We start from the raw sequence: 20,083 nt of genomic DNA, 5'->3' as shown, positions 1-20,083 counted from the left end.
GATCGCGATGTTGATGCCGAAGAAGTCGAAGTACCGCAAGCAGCAGCGCGGTCGCATGCGAGGCGTCGCGAGGCGCGGGCATGAGATCAGCTTCGGCGACTACGGGCTGCAGGCGGCCGATCCGGGCTGGATCACGAACCGCCAGATCGAGGCGGCTCGCGTGGCCCTGACCCGCCACGTCAAGCGCGGCGGCAAGGTCTGGATCCGGATCTTCCCGGACAAGCCGGTGACTCAGAAGCCGGCCGAAACCCGAATGGGAAAGGGGAAGGGAGCTCCGGAGTACTGGGTGGCCGTCGTGCGGCCTGGCCGAGTGTTGTTCGAGATCGAAGGGATATCGAGAGAGCTTGCGCGGGAGGCGCTCCTTCTCGCGGCGGCGAAGCTGCCGATCCGCACCCAGGTGATCTCCCGCGAAGAGCTGGCGGACTGATCATGAAGACGTTCAAACTGCGCGAGATGAGCCGCGCGGAGCTGAAGCAGCGCGAATCCGACCTCCAAGAGGAGCTGTTCAATCTGCGTTTCAATGCTGCGACGCGCGCCCTCGACAACCCTCTTCGACTTCGCTTGATCCGTCGAGAGATCGCACAAATCCGGACGGTGCTTTGCGAAGACGAGAAGGGGATCCGGCACCTCGGCGCCGGCGCTGCCCGCGCGGCCGGCACCGAGGACAAGAAGTGAGGACGGCTCCGGGAGGCCTTGAGGGATGAACGAAACGAGAGCGAGAAGGAAGGTCCGGATCGGGCGCGTGGTGAAGCACGGGGCCGACAAGACGGCGGTCGTCGCGATCGAGCGGCGCTCTCCGCATCCTGTTTACGGGAAGATCGTGAAGAGGACCTCGAAGATCTACGTGCACGACGAGAACAACGAAGCGCGCGTGAACGATCTGGTGCGTGTCATGGAGACGCGGCCTCTTTCGAAGATGAAGCGCTGGCGTCTGGTGGAGATCGTCCGGCGCCACGAAGAAGCCTAGGATTCGGAGAGGAGCTCGGAGATGATTCAAGCACAAACGATACTCTCCGTGGCGGACAATTCCGGCGCCCGGAGGGTGATGTGCTTCCGGGTGCTGGGCGGAACGAGAAGACGGTACGCCCGCATCGGCGACATCGTGATCTGCGCCGTGAAAGACGCTCTCCCGGGCGCGCAGGTGAAGAAGGGCGATGTCGTGAAGGCGGTCGTGGTCCGCACGAAGAAAGAGATCCGCCGCCGCGACGGATCGTACATTCGTTTCGACGAGAACGCCGCGGTCCTCATCAACGATCAGAAGGAGCCGAGGGGAACGCGAATCTTCGGCCCGGTGGCGCGGGAGCTTCGCGAGCGCCAGTTCATGCGGATCGTCTCGCTGGCTCCGGAGGTGCTCTGAGCCGTGAAGATCAAGAAGAACGATATCGTGATCGTCATCTCGGGCGAGGACAAGGGAAAGACCGGGAAGGTCCTCAGCGTGGACCGGAAGAAGTCGCGCCTTCTCGTCGAAGGGGTGAACTTCGTCAAGCGGCATCGAAAGGCGCGGCGGCCCGGCGATCAGAGCGGAATCCTCGAGAGAGAAGCTCCGATCCACGTGTCGAACGTGATGCTCTACTACGACAACAAGCCGACGAAGGTCGGTCACAAGGAGCTGGCGGACGGCAAGAAGGTCCGTGTCGCCCGGAAGACCGGGGAAGTGATCGGCTAGAGGCCGTCGGGGAGTGCGGAACGTGATTCGCCTGAAAGAACAATACAAGACGAGCGTCCTGCCGGAGATGAAGAAGCGTTTCGGTTACGGCAACGTCATGCAGGTTCCGACGCTCGAGAAGATCGTGGTCAATATGGGCGTCAAGGAGGCGCCGCAGGACGCGAAAGTCCTCGACGCGGTGATGGGCGACTTGGCGGCGATCACCGGGCAGCGGCCGAGCGTTCGGCGCGCCCGCAAGTCGATCGCGAATTTCAAGATCCGCGAAGGGATGCCGGTCGGATGCGCGGTAACCCTGCGCGGAAGGCGGATGTGGGAGTTCTTCGACCGGCTCGTGAACGTCGCGATTCCGCGAATTCGCGACTTCCGCGGCGTCCCGACCCGGTCGTTCGACGGCCGCGGCAACTACACGCTCGGCATGGAGGAGCAGATCGTCTTCCCCGAGATCGATTACGACAAGGTGGCGAAGATCCAGGGGATGGACGTCGTGATCGTGACGACGGCGCGAACGGACGAGGAGGGGATGACCCTTCTCGAGCTTCTCGGAATGCCGTTCCGCAGAAAGTAGCAGGGAAAAGGAGTCTCGATTGGCGAGAAAAGCGCTCATTGAGAAGACGAATCGGAAGCCGAAGTTCATGGTCCGCCGCCGCCGCCGCTGCCACCGCTGCGGGCGGCCGCGCGCGTACATGAGGAAATTCGGAATCTGCCGGATCTGCTTCCGGGAGCTGGCCCTCAGGGGCGAGATCCCGGGAGTCGTGAAGGCGAGCTGGTAGGAAACCGCTTCCGAGGAACGGGGAGCCTGTACATGTCGATGACGGATCCGGTGGCGGACATGCTCACCCGCATTCGCAATGCGAATCGGGCGAAGCACAAGCGGGTCGATATCCCGCGCTCCAATCTGAAGGTTGAAATCGCGAAGGTTCTGCTTCGAGAGAAGTACATCTCGAAGTATCGGGTGATCGACGACGGCCGCCAGGGGTCGATTCGCGTCTATCTGAAGTACGACCCGGCGGGGGAGCGCGTGATCACGGGCCTCAGGCGCGCGAGCACTCCCGGCCTTCGCCGTTACGTGGGACGAAGCGGCATTCCGCGCGTGTACGACGGGATCGGAACGGCGATCCTCTCGACCTCGCAAGGGATCCTGACGGACAAAGAGGCCCGGAAGCTGGGGATCGGCGGAGAGCTGCTCTGCTACGTCTGGTAGCGGCCGGTTCGGAGGTAACTATGTCCCGCATTGGCAAGCTCCCGGTCGCGATTCCGAGCGGTGTGCAGGTCAGCCTGCAGGAGGGCCGTCTGGAGGTGACCGGGCCGAAGGGGAAGCAGGCGATCACCGTCCACTCCGACGTCAAGGTCGAGGTCGACGGCGGAGCGGTGCGCGTGAGCCGTTCCTCCGACGGCGGCCCGCAGCGGTCGCTTCACGGCCTAACGCGGACCCTGATCGCCAACATGATCATCGGCGTGACGCAGGGCTACGAGCGCGCATTGGAGATCAACGGCGTGGGATACCGCGCGCAGCTTCAAGGAAAAGAGCTTCAGCTCTTCCTCGGGCTTGCGCATCCGGTCAACTACCCGATTCCGGACGGCATCGAGATCGAGGTGGCCGGCAATCGGGTCGTCGTGCGCGGGATCGACAAGAAGCTCGTCGGCGAGACGGCGGCGAAGATCCGCTCGTTCCGGCCGCCGGAGCCGTACAACGCAAAGGGCGTCAAGTATCTCGAGGAAGTGATCCGGCGGAAGGCGGGCAAGGCGACCGCCTAGGCAGGCCGGGCGCTGGGGGAAGTTCGATGAAGTCGAAGGCGGGCCTCAGGAACGAAGGAAGGCTGAGGCGAAAGGCGAGGGTCCGGAAGAAGATCTCCGGCGGAGCGGAACGGCCGCGGCTTTCGGTATTCCGAAGCCTCAAGCACATGAGCGCCCAGATCGTCGACGACGAGCGGGCAAAGACGATTCTCTCGATCACGTCGACGTCGAAGGAGTTCCAAGCGGCGGCGACCGAGGCGAAGGGAAAGACCGCGAAGAGCGCCGAGCTGGGCAAGACAATGGCGCGCCGGGCCCTCGAGTTGGGTATTCGGAAGGTGCGGTTCGATCGCGGCGGGTACGCCTACCACGGCCGGGTCCGGGCGTTCGCGGAAGCCGCGCGCAAAGAAGGGCTCGAGTTCTAGGGGAGAGTTCCACCTTGATGAGGCAGAAGAGGGGGCCTGCGCCCCGAGAGGATGCGGAACGGGACGAGCTTCAGGAACGCGTAATCTACATCAACCGCGTCGCCAAGGTCGTGAAGGGCGGACGCCGGTTCAGCTTCACCGCCTTGGTGGCGGTCGGCGACGGCCAGGGCCGCGTCGGCACGGGGCTCGGGAAGGCACGCGAGGTGGCCGAGGCGATCCGCAAGGGGACCGAGGCCGCCCGGAAGGCGATGAAGCCGATCCCAATGCTGGGGACGACGATCCCTCACGAGGTCGTCGGCCGAAAGGGAGCGGGGCGCGTGTGGATGAAGCCGGCCTCGGACGGAACCGGCGTGATCGCGGGGGGCGCGGTGCGCGCGATCATGGAAGCGGCTGGAGTGCGGAACGTGCTCACCAAGGTTCTTGGTTCAAGCAATCCGCACAATGTCGTGGCCGCCACGATGGACGCGCTGAACAAGATGCGCCGCGCCGGGGCGGTCGCCAAGTCCCGCGGCATGTCCGTGCGGCAACTCTTCGGGATGGAAGCGGTCGCGGAGAGAGCGGAGACGGGGAATGAGTAGGCTGAAGATCGTTCAGATCCGCTCGGCGATCGGGCGACAAAAAGTTCAGAAGGTAACGATTCGGACATTAGGGATTCACCGCTTGCACGAAGCGGTGGTTCACGACGACACGCCCCAGATCCGCGGCATGATCGCCAAGGTGCGCCATCTGCTGCGGGTCGAGGAGGTGGACTGACACATGGCCTTCAAGCTGGAGAACCTGAAGCCCGGTCCCGGAGCGGTTCGGCGGCGGAAGCGCCTCGGACGCGGCGAGGCGAGCGGAACGGGGAAGACGAGCGGGCGGGGCGCGAAAGGCCAGTGGGCCCGGAACACGGTCCAGCCGTGGTTCGAGGGGGGCCAGATGCCCTTGCAGAGGCGCCTCCCGAAGCGCGGCTTCAAGAACCCGTTTCGCAAGACGTACCAGATCGTGAACGTGGGGGACCTCGCCCGCTGCGAGGGGATCGAAGAGATAACGCCCGAGATCCTCGCGGAGAAGAGGATCATTCGGAATCCGAACGCGCCGCTCAAGCTGCTCGGCAAGGGAAGCGTCGAGATCGTGGTCCGCGTGTCGGTGCACGCCGTGAGCGCCGCGGCGCGCGAGAAGGTCGAGACGGCCGGGGGCCGAGTCACCCTGTTGGAATAACGGTCGAGACACGAAGGAAGCGAACGTGATCGGCAAGATACAAAACATCTTTAAGATACCGGAGCTCAGGAGGCGCGTTCTCTTCACGCTCGCCCTCCTCGTGGTCTATCGAATCGGAAGCCACGTGCCCACCCCCGGCGTGGACACGGCGGCGCTCGGCTATTTCTTCCGCCAGAACCAGGGGACCCTGTTCGGGCTGTACGATCTCTTCGCGGGCGGGAACCTCTCGAAGGCGACGATCTTCGCGCTCGGCATCATGCCGAACATCAGCGCGTCGATCATCCTCCAGCTCTTGACGGCGGTGATTCCGTATTTCGAAAGGCTCCAGAAGGAAGGCGAGGAAGGGCGCCGGAAGATCAACCAGTACACGCGGTACGGGACCGTGGTCCTTTCAATTATCCAGGGCTATGGGATCAGCATCTTCCTCGAGAGTCTCACCGTTCCCGTCGAAGACCAAACCGCTCCCGTTGTTCCCGCGGCCGGATGGGCGTTCCGCTTCCTGACGGTTCTCACGATGACGTCCGGGACGGTCTTCATCATGTGGCTCGGCGAGCAGATCACGGAGCGGGGGATCGGGAACGGGATCTCGCTGATCATCTTCATCGGGATCGTCGCGCAGTTCCCGATCGACGCCATTACGACATTCGCCATGCTCCGTGCGGGAACACTCTCCCCGTTCCTCATGGCGTTTCTCGTCATCGTGATGGTCGCGATCACCGCGGCGGTGATCATGATCACGCAGGGCCAAAGACGGATTCCCGTTCAATACGCGAAACGCATCGTCGGGCGCAAGGTGTACGGCGGGCAGAGCACGCACATTCCGCTTCGGGTGAACACCGCGGGCGTCATCCCGATCATCTTCGCCCAATCGGTTCTGATGTTCCCCTCGACGGCGGCCACGATGTTCTTCCACAACAGCGAGGCGTTTCAGAGTCTCGCGAACCTCTTCGCGCCGGACACGGCGCTGTACAACATCGCGTATTCGGTGGTGATCGTCTTCTTCGCGTACTTCTATACGGCGATCATCTTCAACCCCGCGGACCTCGCGGATAACATGAGGAAGTACGGCGGGTTCATTCCGGGAATCCGCCCGGGCAAGAGGACGTCCGAGTACATCGACCGGATCCTCACCCGGATCACGCTCCCGGGAGGGATCTTCCTCGCCCTCATCACGATCCTGCCGATCTTCCTGATCAGCCGGTTCAACGTCCCGTTCTATTTTGGGGGGACGAGCCTTCTGATCGTCGTCGGCGTCGGTCTGGACACCCTGCAGCAGATCGAGTCGCACCTGTTGATGCGGCATTACGACGGTTTCATGAAGAAAGGACGGCTCCGCGGGCGGCGGTAACGGCTGCGGGGGCGGCATGATCATTCTGAAGAGGGACGAGGAGATCGAGAGGATGCGGGAGAGCGGGGCGATCGTCGCGAGCGCGCTTCGCCTCGCGGCGGAGAAGATCGCTCCGGGCGTGACGACGGAGGAGCTGGACGAGCTGATCGCCGCGCACATCCGATCGCGCGGTGCGGAGCCGTCCTTCAAGGGATACAACGGGTACCCCGCGAGCATCTGCGCCTCGATCAACGAGGAGGTCGTGCACGGAATACCCGGTAATAGGGCGCTGAAAGAGGGAGACATCGTCGGGATCGACGTGGGCGCTTACAAGAACGGCTTCCACGGAGATTCGGCGGCGACGTTCCCGGTCGGGGAGATCGGCGACGAAGCGAAGAGACTTCTCGATGCGACGCGCGCGGCGCTCTACAAGGGGATCGAGATGGCGCGCCCCGGGAACTGTCTCGGCGATATCTCCCACGCGGTGCAGAGCGAGGTGGAAGCGCAAGGGTTCTCGATCGTCCGCAAGTTGGTCGGGCACGGCATCGGCCGCAACATGCACGAGGACCCGCAGGTCCCGAACTACGGGCGCCCCGGAAAAGGAGTGCGTCTTCGAGAGGGGATGGTCCTCGCGATCGAGCCGATGGTGAACGCGGGCGGCCCCGACGTACGGTTCCTCGAGGATGATTGGACCGTGGTGACCGCGGACCGGTCGCTCAGCGCGCACTTCGAGCACACGGTCGCCGTGCGCAAGAACGGCCCCGACATCCTCACGAGCTAGGGAGGAAGGATGGCGAAAGAACAGGCGGTGCAGGTCGAGGGAACCGTGATCGAGCCCCTCCCGAACGCGATGTTCCGGGTGGAACTCGAGAACGGCCATCGAGTCCTGGCCCATATCTCCGGGAAGATTCGCATGCACTTCATCCGAATCCTGCCCGGGGACAAGGTCACGGTCGAGCTGTCTCCGTACGACCTCAGCCGCGGCCGGATCATTTATCGATACAAGTAGAAGCGAACGCGGATGCGAGGTGAGTTGCGATGAAAGTGCGGGCGTCGGTAAAGAAGATCTGCGAGAACTGCAAGATCGTGAAACGAAATGGGATCGTGCGGGTCATCTGCAAGAAGAACCCGCGGCATAAACAGAAACAGCAGTGATGCTTTAGGTTTCGAGGAAAGGAGGGTCGCCGGTGGCCCGTATCGCTGGGGTCGATCTCCCGGCCGAGAAGCGCATCGAGGTCGCTCTGACCTACATCTACGGGATCGGGTTCTCGACGTCGCGGAAGATTCTCGCGGCGGCGGGCGTGAACCCCGATCTCCGCGCGAAGAGCTTGTCGGAGGAAGACACGGCCAAGCTCCGGAAGATCATCGAGAACGAGCACAAGGTCGAGGGAGCCCTGCGCAACGAGGTGGCCATGAACATCAAGCGGATCATGGACATCGGGACGTATCGCGGCCTCCGCCACCGGAGAGGACTCCCCGTGCGCGGTCAAAGAACGAGCACGAACGCGCGCACGAGAAAAGGCCCGAAGAAGGGTTCGGGCGTCATGAAGAAGAAGTCGTAAGGCGGGTCGGCCCCGCAGCGCTCCGCGGGAAGACCGGGGAGAGGAGGTCCGCGCTTGGCACCCCCGAAGGAAAAGAAGAAGAAACGGAAAGACAAACGGGTCGAGCCGTACGGCACGGCGCACATTCAGTCCACGTTCAACAACACGATCGTGACGATTACGGACTCGAAGGGGAACGTTGTTTCGTGGTCGAGCGCCGGGCGGATCGGGTTCAAGGGCTCGAAGAAGAGCACGCCGTTCGCGGCGCAGCTCGCCGCCGAGGAGTCGGCGAAGGTGGCGCTCTCCATGGGGCTGAGGAAAGTGGAAGTCCTGGTCAAGGGACCGGGAGCGGGGCGCGAGGCCGCTATCCGCTCTCTGCAAGCTGCGGGCCTCGATATCTCGTCGATTCGGGACGTGACGCCGATTCCGCACAACGGTTGTCGGCCACCGAAGAGGCGCCGCGTCTAGAGTGAGCCCCGGCCGGGGGGCCGTCGGTTCGCACGGAGGAAGGGAATGGCACGATACACCGACGCGAAGTGCAAGCTGTGCCGGCGGGAAGGGGCGAAGCTCTTCCTGAAGGGGGATCGTTGTTTCTCCCCGAGGTGCAGCTTCGATCGGCGCGGGTATGCTCCCGGCGAGCACGGCCAGCGTCCGCGCCGGAAGCAATCGGACTTCGCATTGCAGCTCAGAGAGAAACAGAAAGCGAGAAGGATCTACGGCATTCTCGAGAGGCAGTTCCGGAAGTACTTCGCGGAAGCCGAGCGGCAGCCGGGCGTGACCGGAGACAACCTGCTCCGGCTGCTCGAGAGGCGCCTCGACAATGTCGTCTTCCGTCTCGGGTTCGCGCCCTCCCGCTCGGCGGCGCGGCAGCTCGTCCGTCACGGCCACTTTCAGGTCAACGGGCGCAAGGTCAGCATCCCCTCGTATGGGCTCGCGAGAGGGGAGGTCGTGCAGGTCGCCGAGAAGAGCCGATCGCTTCATGTCTTTAAGGAAGTGAAGGAACGGCGCCGGGAGGACCAGCTCTGCGCGTGGCTCTCCCGGGATATCGACAAGCTCTCCGGCCACATAATGGAGATGCCCGCGCGCGACGCGATTCCGGCGAATGTGAACGAGCAGCTCATTGTGGAGCTTTACTCGAAGTAGTCCATGGGGGCGGCGTAAGATGAAGTGGAAGAGTCTCCAGATGCCGAAGGCGATCCAGAGGGAAGAAGAGACGCACACGGAGACGTACGGAAAGTTCGTCGCCGAGCCGCTTGAGAGAGGATACGGAACCACTCTCGGAAGCGCTCTCCGTCGCGTGCTTCTCTCTTCCTTGCAGGGAGCGGCTCCGTACTACGTGAAGATCGAGGGCGCCCGGCACGAGTTCACGACCCTTCCGGGCGTCGTCGAGGACGTCACGGATATCGTTTTGAACCTCAAGAACCTGGTGATCCGGCTCGACGGCGACGAGCCGAAGCCGCTGGCGCTCGATGTCGAGGGCCCGGGCGAGGTGACGGCGGATCTCTTCGAGGTCCCCGCGGGGATGACGGTTCTGAACCCGACCCTTCATATCGCGTCGCTCGACAAGGGCGCCTCGCTCAAGATGCAGGTCGGCGTGAACGTGGGCCGCGGGTACGTGGCGGCGGACCAGCAGCCGCTCGAGGAATCCCCGATCGGCGTGGTCGCGGTCGATTCCCTCTACTCGCCGGTGCGGCGCGTGACGTTCCGCGTCGAGGAGACGCGCGTCGGCCAGAAGACCGACTACGACCGGCTGATCCTCGAGGTGTGGACGAACGGGACGATCGCCCCCGAGGACGCGGTCTCGCACGCGGCCAAGATCCTGAAGGATCATCTCGTTCTCTTCATGACCTTCGAGCAGGAGCCGACGACGGAAGAAGAAGAAATCGAGGACGAGAAGGTCGAGGAGCTGCGCGATCTCTTTTCGCGTAGCGTCGATGAGCTGGAGCTCTCGGTCCGTTCGAGCAACTGTCTTCAGTCGGCGCAAATCCGCACGATCGGCGATCTCGTCCAGAAGACCGAGGCCGACATGCTGAAGTACAGGAACTTCGGCCGGAAATCGCTGAAGGAGATCTCGGATATTTTGAGAGGCATGAATCTTTCGTTCGGGATGAACCTGGATGAGGTCCTCTCCGGGCATACGGGCGGCGGCGCCGAGCCGAACGAGACCTAGGGAAGGAAGGGTTTCGCGCGATGCGACATCAGAAAGCCGGCCGGCACCTCAACATGAGCACGAGCCACCGGGAGGCGATGTTCCGGAACATGGTCACATCGCTCTTCCGGAAGCGTCGGATCGAGACGACCGACGCCCGGGCGAAGGAGCTCCGAATGCTGGCCGAGAAGCTGATCACGACGGCGAAGAGGGGCGACCTTCACGCGCGGCGGCTCGTGATGCGCACGATCACGGATGCGGAAGTGGTGCGCGAGCTGTTCGACACCATCGCGCCGACCTATGCCAACCGGAACGGCGGGTACACGCGCATCCTGAAGGCGGGACGCCGCCGGGGCGATAACGCTCCGCTTTCTCTCATCGAGCTCGTGGATCTCGAGCCGAAAATCGAGGAGCTCGAGGAGAAGGTCGAGAAGAAGAAGAAGAAGAAGGAAGAGAGGAAGCGCGCGGAGGAAGAGGCCGCAGCGCGCGCGGGCACGCCGACGGAATCCGCGCCCGCCGAAAAGGGGTAGGGAAGAGACGGCGGTCGGTTCGAGATGCGGTCCCCGCGGAGGCGCGGGGACTTGCTGTTCGGCGTCTCGAATCGAACGCGAGGAGCTTCGATCGGACCTCGCGGGGAGCGCGAGGCCGACGATACTGCGGATGAGGAGATCTCGCTCGATGAGAAGAACGCGGATGACGATTGGTGCGATCGCGCTTGTGGGACTCATCGCTGTCGCATGCGGAAGCGAACCGTACTACAGGGCCGGCGAATCGATCGGCGCGACCAAGACGATTTCGATCGCCAAGTTGATGGAGAACCCGCGCGCCTACGCCGGAGAAACGGTGTTGGTGCAAGGGACCGTGACGGGAGTGTGCAAGGGCTCCGGCTGCTGGGCGCTCGTCGAGGAGGGCCCCGGCGGAGCGAAGATCTACGCGAAGAGCGCGGATCATTCGGTGACCGTGCCGACGACGTGTGAAGGGGCGCGCATCCGAGTCGAGGGAGAACTCGTGGTGGTCGAGCCGGTCACGGCGGAAGCGGAGCAGGAGTGCGCTCACGAGCACGAGCATGATCACGAGCACGCGGAGGGCGAGGAGCCGCACGTCTGTCCGCAGCCGGACTGCTACGTGATGCTCTCCGCGGTCGAGCTCTTCGAGAAGTAGCCGCGGCCCGGACCGCGAGCGGAGGCCGGCACGACCCGGCGTCCGCACCCGGGCCTTCTCATCCGGTCCGGGATGCACTAGAATCACGCACCATGGGACGGCGATCCGGCCGTCCCGAACGAATCGGCTCGCTTGAGGTTCCTCGGTAGCTCAATGGTAGAGCAACCGGCTGTTAACCGGTTGGTTGCAGGTTCGAGTCCTGCCCGGGGAGCCAGCCCCAACCCCCTCTCGTAACTTCATCAATATCAATCGGTTAGAGTTTGCGTACCAACGGGCACCCCGGCCGAGACTCGAACCTGCGACCAAGCACTTGACAGAATCGCCCGGCGTCCCCTATCGACGCTTCAAGAAACGGCGGCTATCCTGAGAGCAGAAAGCCGAGCGGCCCGCCCACCGTGAAAGCCCATCCCTGCATCGACCCGGCGTGGGCAGCTCTCGTCTCACGCTCCGGTCGTGGGGCCGGAAGGGGACTTTCGTGTTCTGTGAACGCGATGGCTATTTCGGGACGATTCGTGGCTTGTCCCGATCGCCGGTCGGGCGAAATCGGCATGGCGTCCCAAAATCTCCGCCGAGAACCTTCTCCCTGTGATCGGATGCCTATCTCCTGTAGTGCTCGCGATCGTCACACCTCTCACTCGCTCGTACACAGGCTATACCGCCAACCTCTTCTCTGGGCTCACTGCCTGGCTATGATCTTCTTCCCACTCGTCGTCCGCTCCGCCATCCAACCCGCAGAGCCCAAACACCTCACCTCCCACCAGGGCAATCCATCCACCACCGTTGGTCCATTGAGTATTTCCACTCCAGTACCAGATGGAACCTCCTTAATGACGTCGGCTAGGCTCTTCCCTAAGTACCCCGGTGAGCGCCTCAGGTTCACGGCTGTGACCTCTGCGGACACGGCCCCCCTCGCAATTGCACGGCGGTCGATTGCTCGGGCCCGTTCACGGGAGCTAGTATCTACGCGAAATATAACGCCCCACACTCCCACAGCTGCCATAGCCCCGACGAGGAGAAGGACGCCGATTCTCGAGCCTCTTGCTTCCCTCCTCGGAATACTCCTCTCCGCAACTTCTGTCACCCGCGGCTTGGTCCGCTGCCGGAACGACGGGTGACGGGTCGACACTGGGAGAGTGCCAGTTTCCGTGCAGTGGCAGATCGGGCACCCGTTTTGTACGTTCCAGGAAGCCAAATGAAATGCCATCTTATCCCTCGCGCAGATGACGATCTCGTCGCCGGGACGCAAGGGCTCTCGGGTGAATGGATCAATACGCTCCTCCGCCAGGAAGGCCGCGTGCTTCCGAGAATCCAGGAGATAGGTATTCATTCCTAGATATCCGCGAGGAAGGGCGCGAGGGGTCCATTCGTTCCCGCTCAGCCCTCCAAGAACCCTAGACACTCCTCCGCATGGGGCCCATGGTACGCGCGCCAAATGCAGCGTTGTGGATTCATCACGACAGCGAACTGCCAGTCCGCGCGGAACACTGTTCTCTGGGTGTTGAGATCAGTGCCCGACATGAAGACGCCCAGACTCCCTGGATGGGTATGATACCAGCCAACAATGTGCAAGCCGCGCTGGGAATTCGCTTTCGAGAGATCATCGACAATGGCATACATGCGCCACCAGGCGTCGTGATTCAGCTCTAGATAGACGCTGGAAGCGCGCGATGGCTCTCCTGGCACCGCTCGTTTCACGACCCCGCAAATCACACCGGCCCTAATGTCTTCGATCGCATAACCGAGGAGTATCCCGCCTTGCTCGTGCAGTGGCTCCCTCGGCTCCTCACCCCAGTGCACGTGATCAAGAATATCCCGTGCCGCCCTCTTTGTGATGATGAGTTGATACGAGCCACTCGCTTTGGAGGCGTTAGAAGGAGTAACACCTGTCAGCCTGGGGACGCTCCCTTTCTCCGGACGATACGCCGGAGTGATCTTCTCGATGTCGAAGCGCTTCCTAACGATCACGTTCGCGGCGGATCCGACAGAGCCCCCCGCTACAACTTCGGTTTCCATGGCAAACGTCTTCCCGCTCCCGCTGCTGCTTTGCCTGAAACGCTCAGCCCCTAGCGGGTAACTCCCCCTTTTCACTACGGATTGGTACCATCCCTGCACGTCGGCGGATTTGCTCTTTGGGCTCACCTGGGCCAGTGCTTCCGGGATAAGAACAAGACAGCGGATCAACAATTCCAGTTGCTCCGAGAGAGCCAGGCCGTTAGGAAAACGCCCCGTCCAGGTAGCCCAATCTGTGAAGAAGCTACGGAAAAAGGAAGGACGATCCACCAGAGGGTGATATGGGATGGGGCGGATCCGAAACATGGGGGAAGCCGTTCGGGGATAGCCGCGAGGGAGCGTGACTTTAATGTGGAAGGGAATCCTGTACTTGTTCTGGCCTTCCACACCAACCCCAATGATCAGAGGCAACCGCGTTTCAAAGAGAAACACATGCGCGTCAACACCTTCACCACTTTGCTTCAGTAGCCGTATTGACTCCTGCTTCCCATCTAATAGAGCTCCAAGAGCCTTAAGGTCCTGAGTAATCCACCGCTGTCGTTCGATCGCCACCATTTGCTCAGTTAACCTCGAATGGTCGGGCGGGAGTTTCGTCTTTGGCATGGTTTCCCCGCAATCCGGTCTTGTCAGATGGCCCGCTTCACATGACCAGGTCTACTCCATTCGGAACGTCTTCTTCAGTGTCTCCTTTTGCATGACGAAACGGGATTGCGTCGGATCCGGAAGTCCTTTTCGGTCACAGGGGAAGATCCCACGTTCGCGATGCTCTAGATACCAGGTGTTTGCTTCCCGATTGGCGGGGCTATCCGGGTTCGTTATTTCTGGATCGAACTGCAGGGTCCGTATCATTCTCACAACGTGCTGGCCCAAACCTTCTAGGGTCCAGGGTCCACAGCACCACCGTCCATCTGCGAACCAGTTTGGGTGAAACGGCTGTGGGGAGCTCTTCATAACTATTAGGGGCGGGGAGACCGGATAGGAAGGGGGAAGCCTAACCCCAATGCGATGCTCTTCCCGGTAAGATGGACCGGGGCCGATGATCGTGCGGACCCTTACAGCAAGTTCATATTCCTCAAGGTATGGAGGAGACCCGCCTATGGCATGCCAAGTGACAACCGCACCCTTGATGTTCAGCATTTCCTGATAATCGTTCTTCAGGCGGACTAGACGTGCTTGTTGGGGGCTAGGCATGGGTGGCTCCTCTCAATGCCTTCCAGCATCGGTGTTTGGGATCACGGTAAGCTTGTCACCGTCCTTAACTCCCCCGTGGCCAAGTCCGACGTCGTTCGCGAGCCGGTCGCCACCCTTCTTCCCGAGACAGTACCCGAACGTGCTAGGAGCGATAAAGTCATTGGTAATTAACTCCGCAATCGCCTCCTCGGGTGTCATAGTGTCATCGAGCGTCACGGTCGCATTGCGCCCATCAGTTGGATGGACAAAGGTCACCTTGATCTCGGCCATTGCGATTCCTCTCCTTTCTGGTCTCTCCGTAACCTGGAAACTTCTATCAGCTGGCGTCGGGTGACAGTCGTCTCCTTCTCCTGAGAGCGCCCAATACGAGACTGCATTGTAATGCTTGGGAACACTCGGGAGCGATCCGCGCCCAAGAGGTAGTACCGATACTCTCCCCCGGCATCCTGCACAGAAACGACATGGTACCATGGAATACCGAGATCTCGCAGTCTGAGATTCAGCACCGGGTCTTCACTCGCCTGCAATGAGAGGGCTGGCAGGAGAGTTTTCTCCGCCGGAACATCATTCGGGGGGCCCGTATGTTCCGGGATCCGCCGTCTACAACGAGGACAGTATGCGTCCGTGTCGAAAAGCTTGAATGAGGGTTTCAGAAGGCGTCGGGCTCTTCCGCATCCGGGACAACGGATACTGTAGACAAATGTCCTGTCGCCTCGCAGATCGAGAGTTGCACCGCGGCCGGACAACTTGGCATCACTCACGTAGGTCAGAAACTCCCGCACCGTCATCTCCGCAGATGCTCCCAGAGCATGGACACCAGGATAAGTAGTGCATGCGATGCAGTTCGGCGTTGCCTGCGTGTCGTAAGTATCCAGTGTGTTTGTGTTTCCATCGTAGTGAAAATAGCGCCCACCTTTGGCTGTCCGCCCGCAGAGCAGCTTCATGCCTTCCTGCACTTGAAGGGCCGCAGCCAGCGCGGAGGTTACCTGAACCGTTGGCAGCTTTCCTTCTGCAAGTAAAGACTTCTTGAAATCGTCGCAGGAATACCGAGTGCGTGCAGAAGCAAGGGTCTCCCGCCGTATTCCACATTGGTAACAGGGCCCCTCAAGAGGTATGTATGTGGCTACGTGCGCCCCCAATTCCAGAATCCCGGAGTCGATCCAGGGAGTATTGGCCAGCCAACATTGGCGATTGATGGCCAGCCGAGCCTCGGCATTGTCGAGGCAACCGAAGACAAGGTCCATCTCCATGTAAACGCCAGTGCCGAGATCCCATACGATGTCTCCGTCAAAACAATCGATCTGTGGATCTTCCGCCAGGCACATCTGCCGAGTGCGCTTGGCAGCAATGCGCGCCTTGCTCCTGCCAAGGTCATTTCTGGCGAAGAGCACAGTGCGACTCAGGTTCGAGAGGGCTATCTTGTCAAAATCTGCGACTAGTATTCGTCGCACGCCCAGAAGTGCTAGATTCTTCAGAGTTTCGTTGCCAGTAGCGCCCGCCCCGGCGACGAGCAAGGTGGAAGAGCTCACCTTCTTCGCGTCCCACCAGGACATTCGTTCCTGTCGGTCAAATGGATTCAATTCGGGATCTGATATCGACAGCAGCGAAAAATCTGTCACCGTCTTTCCTCTCGTTTCATGATAGCTACCAGAGATATCCACAGGTTCTACATTGCCAACCATCCGAGGAGGATCGGGTTACACTCTCGCGACTTCGGCAGAAGGGACACTGCTTAGGTCGTGTACGAGCCGCTATGCGGAAGGAGGCGTACGATGGATCTGTGCCTTGTCCGGCCCCGCGGCGTCGACGGCGGGAGGCGCGACGGAGAGGCGGGAAGCCGACCGGTTCAGTACCTCTAAGGGCTTCGGGGGGTGTGACGTGGTATGTGATGAAGTGACGCCGAGAGCCCTTGGTCCTCGAGCGACCTCGGTCGGGTAGGAGGAAGCGCTGAAGCTTCCGCAGTGCCATTCGGATGCGATTCCAACCGCTCATGGCGAGCAACTCTGGAAGTCCCTTTCGCTCAACTGAATCTCAGATGAGACCGCGCCACCACACAGGGTGGAAGGCCCTGCCGACTTCAGCGGGGCGACCAGATCTTGATACGCCCCCAGACGATCATGCCGATCCCGACCAGTACACAGAATGCAATACCCTCAGGGAGCCCGATCAGCAATGATAGCAGTGAGCCTCCAATGAGTACCATCACACCTTGGCCAATTAGTTGCTTGCCCTGACGATGGTCGCGGGCGGTGAGGGTTTCGAACGTATAGTCGTGTCGGTTATGGCTGCTATTCACGACGGTAAGCCAAATGGTGCTCAGTCCTGGTTTGCTGCCGGACATCGCCATATTCCTGCCAGACCGGATCGTAGAATCGCTCGGTCACAGACCCACTCTCCCCCAAAGCCAATTCTCGGGGGGCAGGCCAGTGCTTATAACCACGGCGATACTCGGTGCCGTTAGGTGAGACACCAAGTTAGGTCGGAGAATCCCTACCCTCAGGGAAGTTCTGGACACCGTGGAAGTGAACGGCACGACAAGACTTCTCTCGCTCGATTTGCTCTCGGAGGCGCCTCTCTTTCCATTCTCCTTCCTTGGCTTTAAGCATTACGTAGGCATGACGGGCGCCTTTCTTGTCCAAGTTGTCGAAGACCCATGCCTGGGCCTCTATTTGCTTGGGATTGTGTGGATCATGATACGCGATGGAGTCATGGTAGGTGAAGAAGGTTAGCCTCATGCTTGAAGAAAAGAACCCTTGTTCGAGATGAACATCAATGAACTGTCGCCATTGCTTATCACTAAGGTCCTTGAGGCGACCCCAGAACCGCCTCTCGAAGAGGATGAGACGGTGGTCGGTCAGTACGAGGAAACGCTTGCTGAACCACTTGCGCTCCTGTAGGAATCCCAGGAGTTCCTCCTCGTTCGCGAGCCATTCTCGAAGCGCTTGCGAGGGATCCATGTGATCACCTCATCGGTGGATACGTTTAGATTGTCGGCTGGCAGTGCCGCTCAATGGCCGCGCCTCAAGCTTCGTAACTCCTCGCTCCCCCCCGTCTAGTCAAGCTGGGCCGGTCCCATGGGGAGGCGGACGGGTCAACTCTAGCACGAATAAGCGTCGGGAGGGAAGGGCTGTGAGCACCGGTCTGGTGTGTCCTCTCATCACCGGTCCAGAGTCTTCTCTGGTGGAAAGCCATCCTCTTGAAGATCAATCAGTTCCCCCTCCGCCTCCCGCTCCCGCCTGTGGGACGAGCGCCGCGGGCCTTCGGGCGCCTGTCCGCCTCTCGCTCGCGCCTGTGGAACGTGCGCACACGCGCCGCGGGCCGTCGGGCGCCTCTCCGCCTCGCGCTCCCGCCTGTGGAACTGCGGGTCCGGTGGGCTCCACGGGGCGCTGCGGGCCGTCGGGCCACGCTCCGCCTCGCGCTCCCGCCTGTGGACCTCGCGCACACGCGCCGAGGGGCGTCGGGAGGCGATTCCACGCGCCTGTGACGCGGCTTCCGTGAAGACGCGTGGTGCCGTGCCCGCGAAAACCGGTCGTGACTATAAAGCGGTTACGGACAGTATCAGAACCCTCCGTCGTCAACCGGTCACAATCTCCGGGAATCGAACGGGCAGAATTGGCGGAACCCTCACGGGCGGCCGTTGACAGTTGACAGTATGATACTATTATGACTTGAGCATAGATGGACTGGCGCCCGGAGTACATATGCCCGGTCCGGGGGGCTGTGTCCGAGGGATGAGACGGCGGAGCCGGAGGTCGCGTGATGAATGTTCAGGCACTTTTGGGGGCAATATGCGCGCTTCTCATGGTTAGCTGCGCGACCATGCCGACGCAGCAGGAGATCGACAGTCTTGACTATGGGCGTCCCCTGACGATCGACTACCAGACTGCCATTCGGACGTACTTCGAGAGAGTCCTCTTCGATCCCTACTCAGCCCACTACGAATTCGGAAGTCCACAGAGGATGTGGGTGAAAGAGCCGCCGTTGCTCGGCGGGCGTCTTTACGCAGGTTACATGGTCGCAGTCGGTGTCAATGCGAAGAACCGGTTCGGCGGTTACGTCGGAATGCAGGAGTACGGGTTCCTCTTCAAGAACGACGAGGTGGTCAAGATCCTCCAGCCCGAGGAAATGCGCCTTCTGAAAAGGAGGTAGACGGATCTTTTCTGGCTGCCAATACCTGACATCCTGCCAGCGTCAGTTCGATGCCTGTCCGTTCCGTGAGAAGGCCGAGTTCCTCAAGGCCAAGGCAGAAGTTGCCTCGCCCTTTCCTGTGTCCCTGCCGCTCTGGTGCGCTCCACGGGGCGCGGGGCCTTGCGCGCAGACTCCACACGCCTCCGCACGCACGCGCTCCCGCCTGTGGAACGGGCGCACACGCGCGACACGGGGCGCAGCGGGCCGTCGGGCGGCGATTCCACACGGCCCCGCGCGCTGCCGCCTGTGGAACGGGCGCAAACGCGCGACACGGGGCGCCGCGGGCCTCACGCGCGAACTCCACACGCCTCCGCAGGCTCCGCCGAGCGCGGACGGCTGGGGAAAGGGCACTGCCCTCCTTCCGACGTCTACTTCACGTTGAGGCACAGTCCTCTGTTTCAGGTTACGCGCTCAACGGACACGCTGAGTTTGTAACGGTAGAGCGAAACGCCCTGGACACGCTGGGTGGCCAAGATCAGATCCTCTGAGATCTCTTTCGCCACGATCACCCCACGGCAGGGAGCCTGACCGAGATGTCGGTCGACCCAACCCATATAGTAGAGCAATTGCCCGAGCACCTTGTTGCGCCCGCGAGCCAGCTTCAGCTCAAAGACCACGAATCGCCCGGACCTGTCGGCCGCGAGGATGTCGACGCGGCCGTCCTCTACTGGAAACTCCACGCCGGTTCGTTCGCCGTCACGGTAGAGCACTAGGCCGGGCTCCACGCACCCAAGGTTGTTCGCGAGGAAATCTCGGAGGTCAGTCTCGGCCGCGAACGCCTGATCCTCGTCGGTCTCCTCTGGGTCAGCAACGGTTTCGCCACGCCCCGCGAGAAAGTCCTCATATCGAGTTTTGAGGCGAAGCCAGAACGCGCTCTTCCGCTCCCCCCAAGGAGTCTTACCTGCAGGCCAATACTGCTCTTTGAAGTCATCGAACAGCTGTTTCCGGTCAAGGAGATCGACGACATACCCGCGGCGCAGGGACGAGTTGTACGACAAGTCCCACTCAATCTCCATTTCCCTGATCTCGGCCATTTCCGGACCGAGGCCTTTCTCTGCGCCGAAACGATAAGCTTCCTTCAGTGGCAGAACCTTCCGTTCCTCGTCCATCGAGCTTCTCTCCTTGTAGATAGCGCCGGCTCGGGTCAGTGCCTGCCTTTCGCTGGTGGTTCGACCACAGTACTGGGGACGTTGTCGGATTGTACTTCACGCCTCGATCGTGTCCGGTCCCCCGAGCGGGCGCTGTTGCCACCCGAAGCGCACGAGGATCGGTTTCTCGTTGGGCCGTCGAGGCACGTACCGAACGTGCTCGTCTTGGAAAGCCCCGACGTCGCCATCCTGCTCGCGTAGATGCTGGGCGAGCGCGGCTTCGATGCGTCGCCGGATGCGGTCATCACAGGTCGTCGGAGCTACGTGGAACCGGATGGCGCGCACGATCAGGACCAGGGCAGGTGCGAGAGCCGGGAGTTGCTGAACGAACCCCGCCACGCTCGGC

General features: G+C 61.6%; 32 protein-coding genes and 1 tRNA gene. 25 read left to right on the top strand and 8 right to left on the bottom strand.

The window, feature by feature from the left end:
• Positions 1–7: 7 nt before the first annotated feature.
• From rplP to FJY73_03950, 24 genes are all read left to right on the top strand, one after another.
• Positions 8–427, top strand: a complete 420-nt coding sequence (rplP, locus tag FJY73_04065; protein ID MBM3319835.1) for a 50S ribosomal protein L16 — start codon at positions 8–10, stop codon at positions 425–427.
• A gap of 2 nt (positions 428–429) precedes the next feature.
• Complete coding sequence (gene rpmC / locus FJY73_04060) at positions 430–675, top strand: 50S ribosomal protein L29 (protein ID MBM3319834.1); 246 nt, start codon at positions 430–432, stop codon at positions 673–675.
• A 25-nt stretch (positions 676–700) separates the two neighbouring features.
• Positions 701–967, top strand: coding sequence for a 30S ribosomal protein S17 (gene rpsQ, locus FJY73_04055; protein ID MBM3319833.1), 267 nt, complete (start codon positions 701–703; stop codon positions 965–967).
• A gap of 21 nt (positions 968–988) precedes the next feature.
• Entirely contained in the window at positions 989–1,357 is a 369-nt protein-coding gene (gene rplN, locus FJY73_04050; protein MBM3319832.1) for a 50S ribosomal protein L14, read from the top strand.
• Between the two features lie 3 nt (positions 1,358–1,360).
• Positions 1,361–1,666: a 50S ribosomal protein L24 gene (rplX, locus tag FJY73_04045; GenBank protein ID MBM3319831.1), complete on the top strand. Its 306-nt coding sequence runs from the start codon at positions 1,361–1,363 to the stop codon at positions 1,664–1,666.
• A 22-nt stretch (positions 1,667–1,688) separates the two neighbouring features.
• Positions 1,689–2,231, top strand: coding sequence for a 50S ribosomal protein L5 (gene rplE / locus FJY73_04040; GenBank protein ID MBM3319830.1), 543 nt, complete (start codon positions 1,689–1,691; stop codon positions 2,229–2,231).
• A 19-nt stretch (positions 2,232–2,250) separates the two neighbouring features.
• A complete protein-coding gene (locus tag FJY73_04035) occupies positions 2,251–2,436 on the top strand; it encodes a type Z 30S ribosomal protein S14 (protein MBM3319829.1) in 186 nt (61 codons plus the stop codon).
• A gap of 32 nt (positions 2,437–2,468) precedes the next feature.
• Complete coding sequence (gene rpsH / locus FJY73_04030) at positions 2,469–2,867, top strand: 30S ribosomal protein S8 (protein MBM3319828.1); 399 nt, start codon at positions 2,469–2,471, stop codon at positions 2,865–2,867.
• A 20-nt stretch (positions 2,868–2,887) separates the two neighbouring features.
• Positions 2,888–3,421, top strand: a complete 534-nt coding sequence (rplF, locus tag FJY73_04025; protein MBM3319827.1) for a 50S ribosomal protein L6 — start codon at positions 2,888–2,890, stop codon at positions 3,419–3,421.
• 26 nt (positions 3,422–3,447) lie between these two features.
• A complete protein-coding gene (locus FJY73_04020; GenBank protein ID MBM3319826.1) occupies positions 3,448–3,822 on the top strand; it encodes a 50S ribosomal protein L18 in 375 nt (124 codons plus the stop codon).
• Positions 3,823–3,839: 17 nt separating this feature from the next.
• Positions 3,840–4,400, top strand: a complete 561-nt coding sequence (gene rpsE, locus FJY73_04015) for a 30S ribosomal protein S5 (GenBank protein ID MBM3319825.1) — start codon at positions 3,840–3,842, stop codon at positions 4,398–4,400.
• The gene (rpmD, locus tag FJY73_04010; GenBank protein ID MBM3319824.1) at positions 4,393–4,575 is read left to right on the top strand and encodes a 50S ribosomal protein L30; all 183 of its coding nucleotides are present in this window, start codon (positions 4,393–4,395) and stop codon (positions 4,573–4,575) included. Before rpsE ends, rpmD begins: the two co-directional genes overlap by 8 nt.
• Positions 4,576–4,578: 3 nt before the next feature.
• Positions 4,579–5,022, top strand: coding sequence for a 50S ribosomal protein L15 (gene rplO, locus FJY73_04005; GenBank protein ID MBM3319823.1), 444 nt, complete (start codon positions 4,579–4,581; stop codon positions 5,020–5,022).
• 25 nt (positions 5,023–5,047) lie between these two features.
• The gene (secY, locus tag FJY73_04000) at positions 5,048–6,370 is read left to right on the top strand and encodes a preprotein translocase subunit SecY (GenBank protein MBM3319822.1); all 1,323 of its coding nucleotides are present in this window, start codon (positions 5,048–5,050) and stop codon (positions 6,368–6,370) included.
• A gap of 16 nt (positions 6,371–6,386) precedes the next feature.
• The gene (gene map, locus FJY73_03995; GenBank protein MBM3319821.1) at positions 6,387–7,130 is read left to right on the top strand and encodes a type I methionyl aminopeptidase; all 744 of its coding nucleotides are present in this window, start codon (positions 6,387–6,389) and stop codon (positions 7,128–7,130) included.
• 9 nt (positions 7,131–7,139) lie between these two features.
• On the top strand, positions 7,140–7,358 hold the full coding sequence (gene infA / locus FJY73_03990) for a translation initiation factor IF-1 (protein ID MBM3319820.1): 219 nt from the start codon (positions 7,140–7,142) through the stop codon (positions 7,356–7,358).
• A 29-nt stretch (positions 7,359–7,387) separates the two neighbouring features.
• Positions 7,388–7,504 (top strand): 50S ribosomal protein L36, encoded by a 117-nt coding sequence (gene rpmJ / locus FJY73_03985; GenBank protein ID MBM3319819.1) that lies wholly within the window; start codon positions 7,388–7,390, stop codon positions 7,502–7,504.
• A 32-nt stretch (positions 7,505–7,536) separates the two neighbouring features.
• Positions 7,537–7,911 carry a 30S ribosomal protein S13 gene (gene rpsM / locus FJY73_03980; GenBank protein ID MBM3319818.1) on the top strand — a complete coding sequence of 125 codons (375 nt, stop codon included), beginning with the start codon at positions 7,537–7,539 and terminating at the stop codon, positions 7,909–7,911.
• A gap of 54 nt (positions 7,912–7,965) precedes the next feature.
• A complete protein-coding gene (gene rpsK, locus FJY73_03975) occupies positions 7,966–8,358 on the top strand; it encodes a 30S ribosomal protein S11 (GenBank protein ID MBM3319817.1) in 393 nt (130 codons plus the stop codon).
• 45 nt (positions 8,359–8,403) lie between these two features.
• On the top strand, positions 8,404–9,033 hold the full coding sequence (rpsD, locus tag FJY73_03970) for a 30S ribosomal protein S4 (GenBank protein MBM3319816.1): 630 nt from the start codon (positions 8,404–8,406) through the stop codon (positions 9,031–9,033).
• Positions 9,034–9,052: 19 nt separating this feature from the next.
• Positions 9,053–10,060, top strand: a complete 1,008-nt coding sequence (locus FJY73_03965; GenBank protein ID MBM3319815.1) for a DNA-directed RNA polymerase subunit alpha — start codon at positions 9,053–9,055, stop codon at positions 10,058–10,060.
• A 20-nt stretch (positions 10,061–10,080) separates the two neighbouring features.
• Positions 10,081–10,569, top strand: a complete 489-nt coding sequence (gene rplQ / locus FJY73_03960; protein ID MBM3319814.1) for a 50S ribosomal protein L17 — start codon at positions 10,081–10,083, stop codon at positions 10,567–10,569.
• Between the two features lie 148 nt (positions 10,570–10,717).
• Positions 10,718–11,200, top strand: a complete 483-nt coding sequence (locus tag FJY73_03955; protein ID MBM3319813.1) for a DUF4920 domain-containing protein — start codon at positions 10,718–10,720, stop codon at positions 11,198–11,200.
• A gap of 139 nt (positions 11,201–11,339) precedes the next feature.
• A tRNA-Asn gene (locus tag FJY73_03950) sits at positions 11,340–11,414 on the top strand.
• A gap of 462 nt (positions 11,415–11,876) precedes the next feature.
• On the opposite strand, the gene FJY73_03945 is transcribed toward FJY73_03950, so the two are convergent.
• The 7 genes from FJY73_03945 to FJY73_03915 form a co-directional block, all read right to left on the bottom strand.
• The gene (locus FJY73_03945) at positions 11,877–12,527 is read right to left on the bottom strand and encodes a hypothetical protein (GenBank protein ID MBM3319812.1); all 651 of its coding nucleotides are present in this window, start codon (positions 12,525–12,527) and stop codon (positions 11,877–11,879) included.
• Between the two features lie 47 nt (positions 12,528–12,574).
• On the bottom strand, positions 12,575–13,813 hold the full coding sequence (locus tag FJY73_03940; protein ID MBM3319811.1) for a hypothetical protein: 1,239 nt from the start codon (positions 13,811–13,813) through the stop codon (positions 12,575–12,577).
• Positions 13,814–13,864: 51 nt separating this feature from the next.
• Positions 13,865–14,347: a hypothetical protein gene (locus tag FJY73_03935; protein MBM3319810.1), complete on the bottom strand. Its 483-nt coding sequence runs from the start codon at positions 14,345–14,347 to the stop codon at positions 13,865–13,867.
• 66 nt (positions 14,348–14,413) lie between these two features.
• Complete coding sequence (locus FJY73_03930; protein MBM3319809.1) at positions 14,414–14,671, bottom strand: hypothetical protein; 258 nt, start codon at positions 14,669–14,671, stop codon at positions 14,414–14,416.
• Positions 14,653–16,020, bottom strand: a complete 1,368-nt coding sequence (locus FJY73_03925) for a ThiF family adenylyltransferase (GenBank protein MBM3319808.1) — start codon at positions 16,018–16,020, stop codon at positions 14,653–14,655. Before FJY73_03925 ends, FJY73_03930 begins: the two co-directional genes overlap by 19 nt.
• A gap of 458 nt (positions 16,021–16,478) precedes the next feature.
• Entirely contained in the window at positions 16,479–16,742 is a 264-nt protein-coding gene (locus tag FJY73_03920; protein MBM3319807.1) for a hypothetical protein, read from the bottom strand.
• A 133-nt stretch (positions 16,743–16,875) separates the two neighbouring features.
• Positions 16,876–17,358 (bottom strand): hypothetical protein, encoded by a 483-nt coding sequence (locus FJY73_03915; GenBank protein ID MBM3319806.1) that lies wholly within the window; start codon positions 17,356–17,358, stop codon positions 16,876–16,878.
• 802 nt (positions 17,359–18,160) lie between these two features.
• On the opposite strand from FJY73_03915, the gene FJY73_03910 reads away from it, so the two are divergent.
• Positions 18,161–18,550 (top strand): hypothetical protein, encoded by a 390-nt coding sequence (locus tag FJY73_03910; protein ID MBM3319805.1) that lies wholly within the window; start codon positions 18,161–18,163, stop codon positions 18,548–18,550.
• A gap of 437 nt (positions 18,551–18,987) precedes the next feature.
• Here the strand turns inward: FJY73_03910 and FJY73_03905 are convergent, their stop codons facing one another.
• On the bottom strand, positions 18,988–19,698 hold the full coding sequence (locus FJY73_03905) for a DUF91 domain-containing protein (protein ID MBM3319804.1): 711 nt from the start codon (positions 19,696–19,698) through the stop codon (positions 18,988–18,990).
• Positions 19,699–20,083: the final 385 nt, after the last annotated feature.

The sequence above is a fragment of the Candidatus Eisenbacteria bacterium genome, assembly GCA_016867715.1.
Lineage (GTDB): Bacteria > Orphanbacterota > Orphanbacteria > Orphanbacterales > Orphanbacteraceae > VGIW01.
This window is presented reverse-complemented; position numbering and strand designations above follow the sequence as displayed.

Coding starts and splice junctions, on each gene's coding strand:
- rplP (MBM3319835.1), top strand. CDS start 8: ATGTTGATGCCGAAGAAGTCGAAGTACCGCAAGCAGCAGCGCGGTCGC.
- rpmC (MBM3319834.1), top strand. CDS start 430: ATGAAGACGTTCAAACTGCGCGAGATGAGCCGCGCGGAGCTGAAGCAG.
- rpsQ (MBM3319833.1), top strand. CDS start 701: ATGAACGAAACGAGAGCGAGAAGGAAGGTCCGGATCGGGCGCGTGGTG.
- rplN (MBM3319832.1), top strand. CDS start 989: ATGATTCAAGCACAAACGATACTCTCCGTGGCGGACAATTCCGGCGCC.
- rpsH (MBM3319828.1), top strand. CDS start 2,469: ATGTCGATGACGGATCCGGTGGCGGACATGCTCACCCGCATTCGCAAT.
- rplF (MBM3319827.1), top strand. CDS start 2,888: ATGTCCCGCATTGGCAAGCTCCCGGTCGCGATTCCGAGCGGTGTGCAG.
- FJY73_04020 (MBM3319826.1), top strand. CDS start 3,448: ATGAAGTCGAAGGCGGGCCTCAGGAACGAAGGAAGGCTGAGGCGAAAG.
- rpsE (MBM3319825.1), top strand. CDS start 3,840: ATGAGGCAGAAGAGGGGGCCTGCGCCCCGAGAGGATGCGGAACGGGAC.
- rpmD (MBM3319824.1), top strand. CDS start 4,393: ATGAGTAGGCTGAAGATCGTTCAGATCCGCTCGGCGATCGGGCGACAA.
- rplO (MBM3319823.1), top strand. CDS start 4,579: ATGGCCTTCAAGCTGGAGAACCTGAAGCCCGGTCCCGGAGCGGTTCGG.
- map (MBM3319821.1), top strand. CDS start 6,387: ATGATCATTCTGAAGAGGGACGAGGAGATCGAGAGGATGCGGGAGAGC.
- infA (MBM3319820.1), top strand. CDS start 7,140: ATGGCGAAAGAACAGGCGGTGCAGGTCGAGGGAACCGTGATCGAGCCC.
- rpmJ (MBM3319819.1), top strand. CDS start 7,388: ATGAAAGTGCGGGCGTCGGTAAAGAAGATCTGCGAGAACTGCAAGATC.
- rpsD (MBM3319816.1), top strand. CDS start 8,404: ATGGCACGATACACCGACGCGAAGTGCAAGCTGTGCCGGCGGGAAGGG.
- FJY73_03965 (MBM3319815.1), top strand. CDS start 9,053: ATGAAGTGGAAGAGTCTCCAGATGCCGAAGGCGATCCAGAGGGAAGAA.
- rplQ (MBM3319814.1), top strand. CDS start 10,081: ATGCGACATCAGAAAGCCGGCCGGCACCTCAACATGAGCACGAGCCAC.
- FJY73_03955 (MBM3319813.1), top strand. CDS start 10,718: ATGAGAAGAACGCGGATGACGATTGGTGCGATCGCGCTTGTGGGACTC.
- FJY73_03945 (MBM3319812.1), bottom strand. CDS start 12,527: ATGAATACCTATCTCCTGGATTCTCGGAAGCACGCGGCCTTCCTGGCG.
- FJY73_03940 (MBM3319811.1), bottom strand. CDS start 13,813: ATGCCAAAGACGAAACTCCCGCCCGACCATTCGAGGTTAACTGAGCAA.
- FJY73_03935 (MBM3319810.1), bottom strand. CDS start 14,347: ATGCTGAACATCAAGGGTGCGGTTGTCACTTGGCATGCCATAGGCGGG.
- FJY73_03930 (MBM3319809.1), bottom strand. CDS start 14,671: ATGGCCGAGATCAAGGTGACCTTTGTCCATCCAACTGATGGGCGCAAT.
- FJY73_03920 (MBM3319807.1), bottom strand. CDS start 16,742: ATGTCCGGCAGCAAACCAGGACTGAGCACCATTTGGCTTACCGTCGTG.
- FJY73_03915 (MBM3319806.1), bottom strand. CDS start 17,358: ATGGATCCCTCGCAAGCGCTTCGAGAATGGCTCGCGAACGAGGAGGAA.
- FJY73_03910 (MBM3319805.1), top strand. CDS start 18,161: ATGAATGTTCAGGCACTTTTGGGGGCAATATGCGCGCTTCTCATGGTT.
- FJY73_03905 (MBM3319804.1), bottom strand. CDS start 19,698: ATGGACGAGGAACGGAAGGTTCTGCCACTGAAGGAAGCTTATCGTTTC.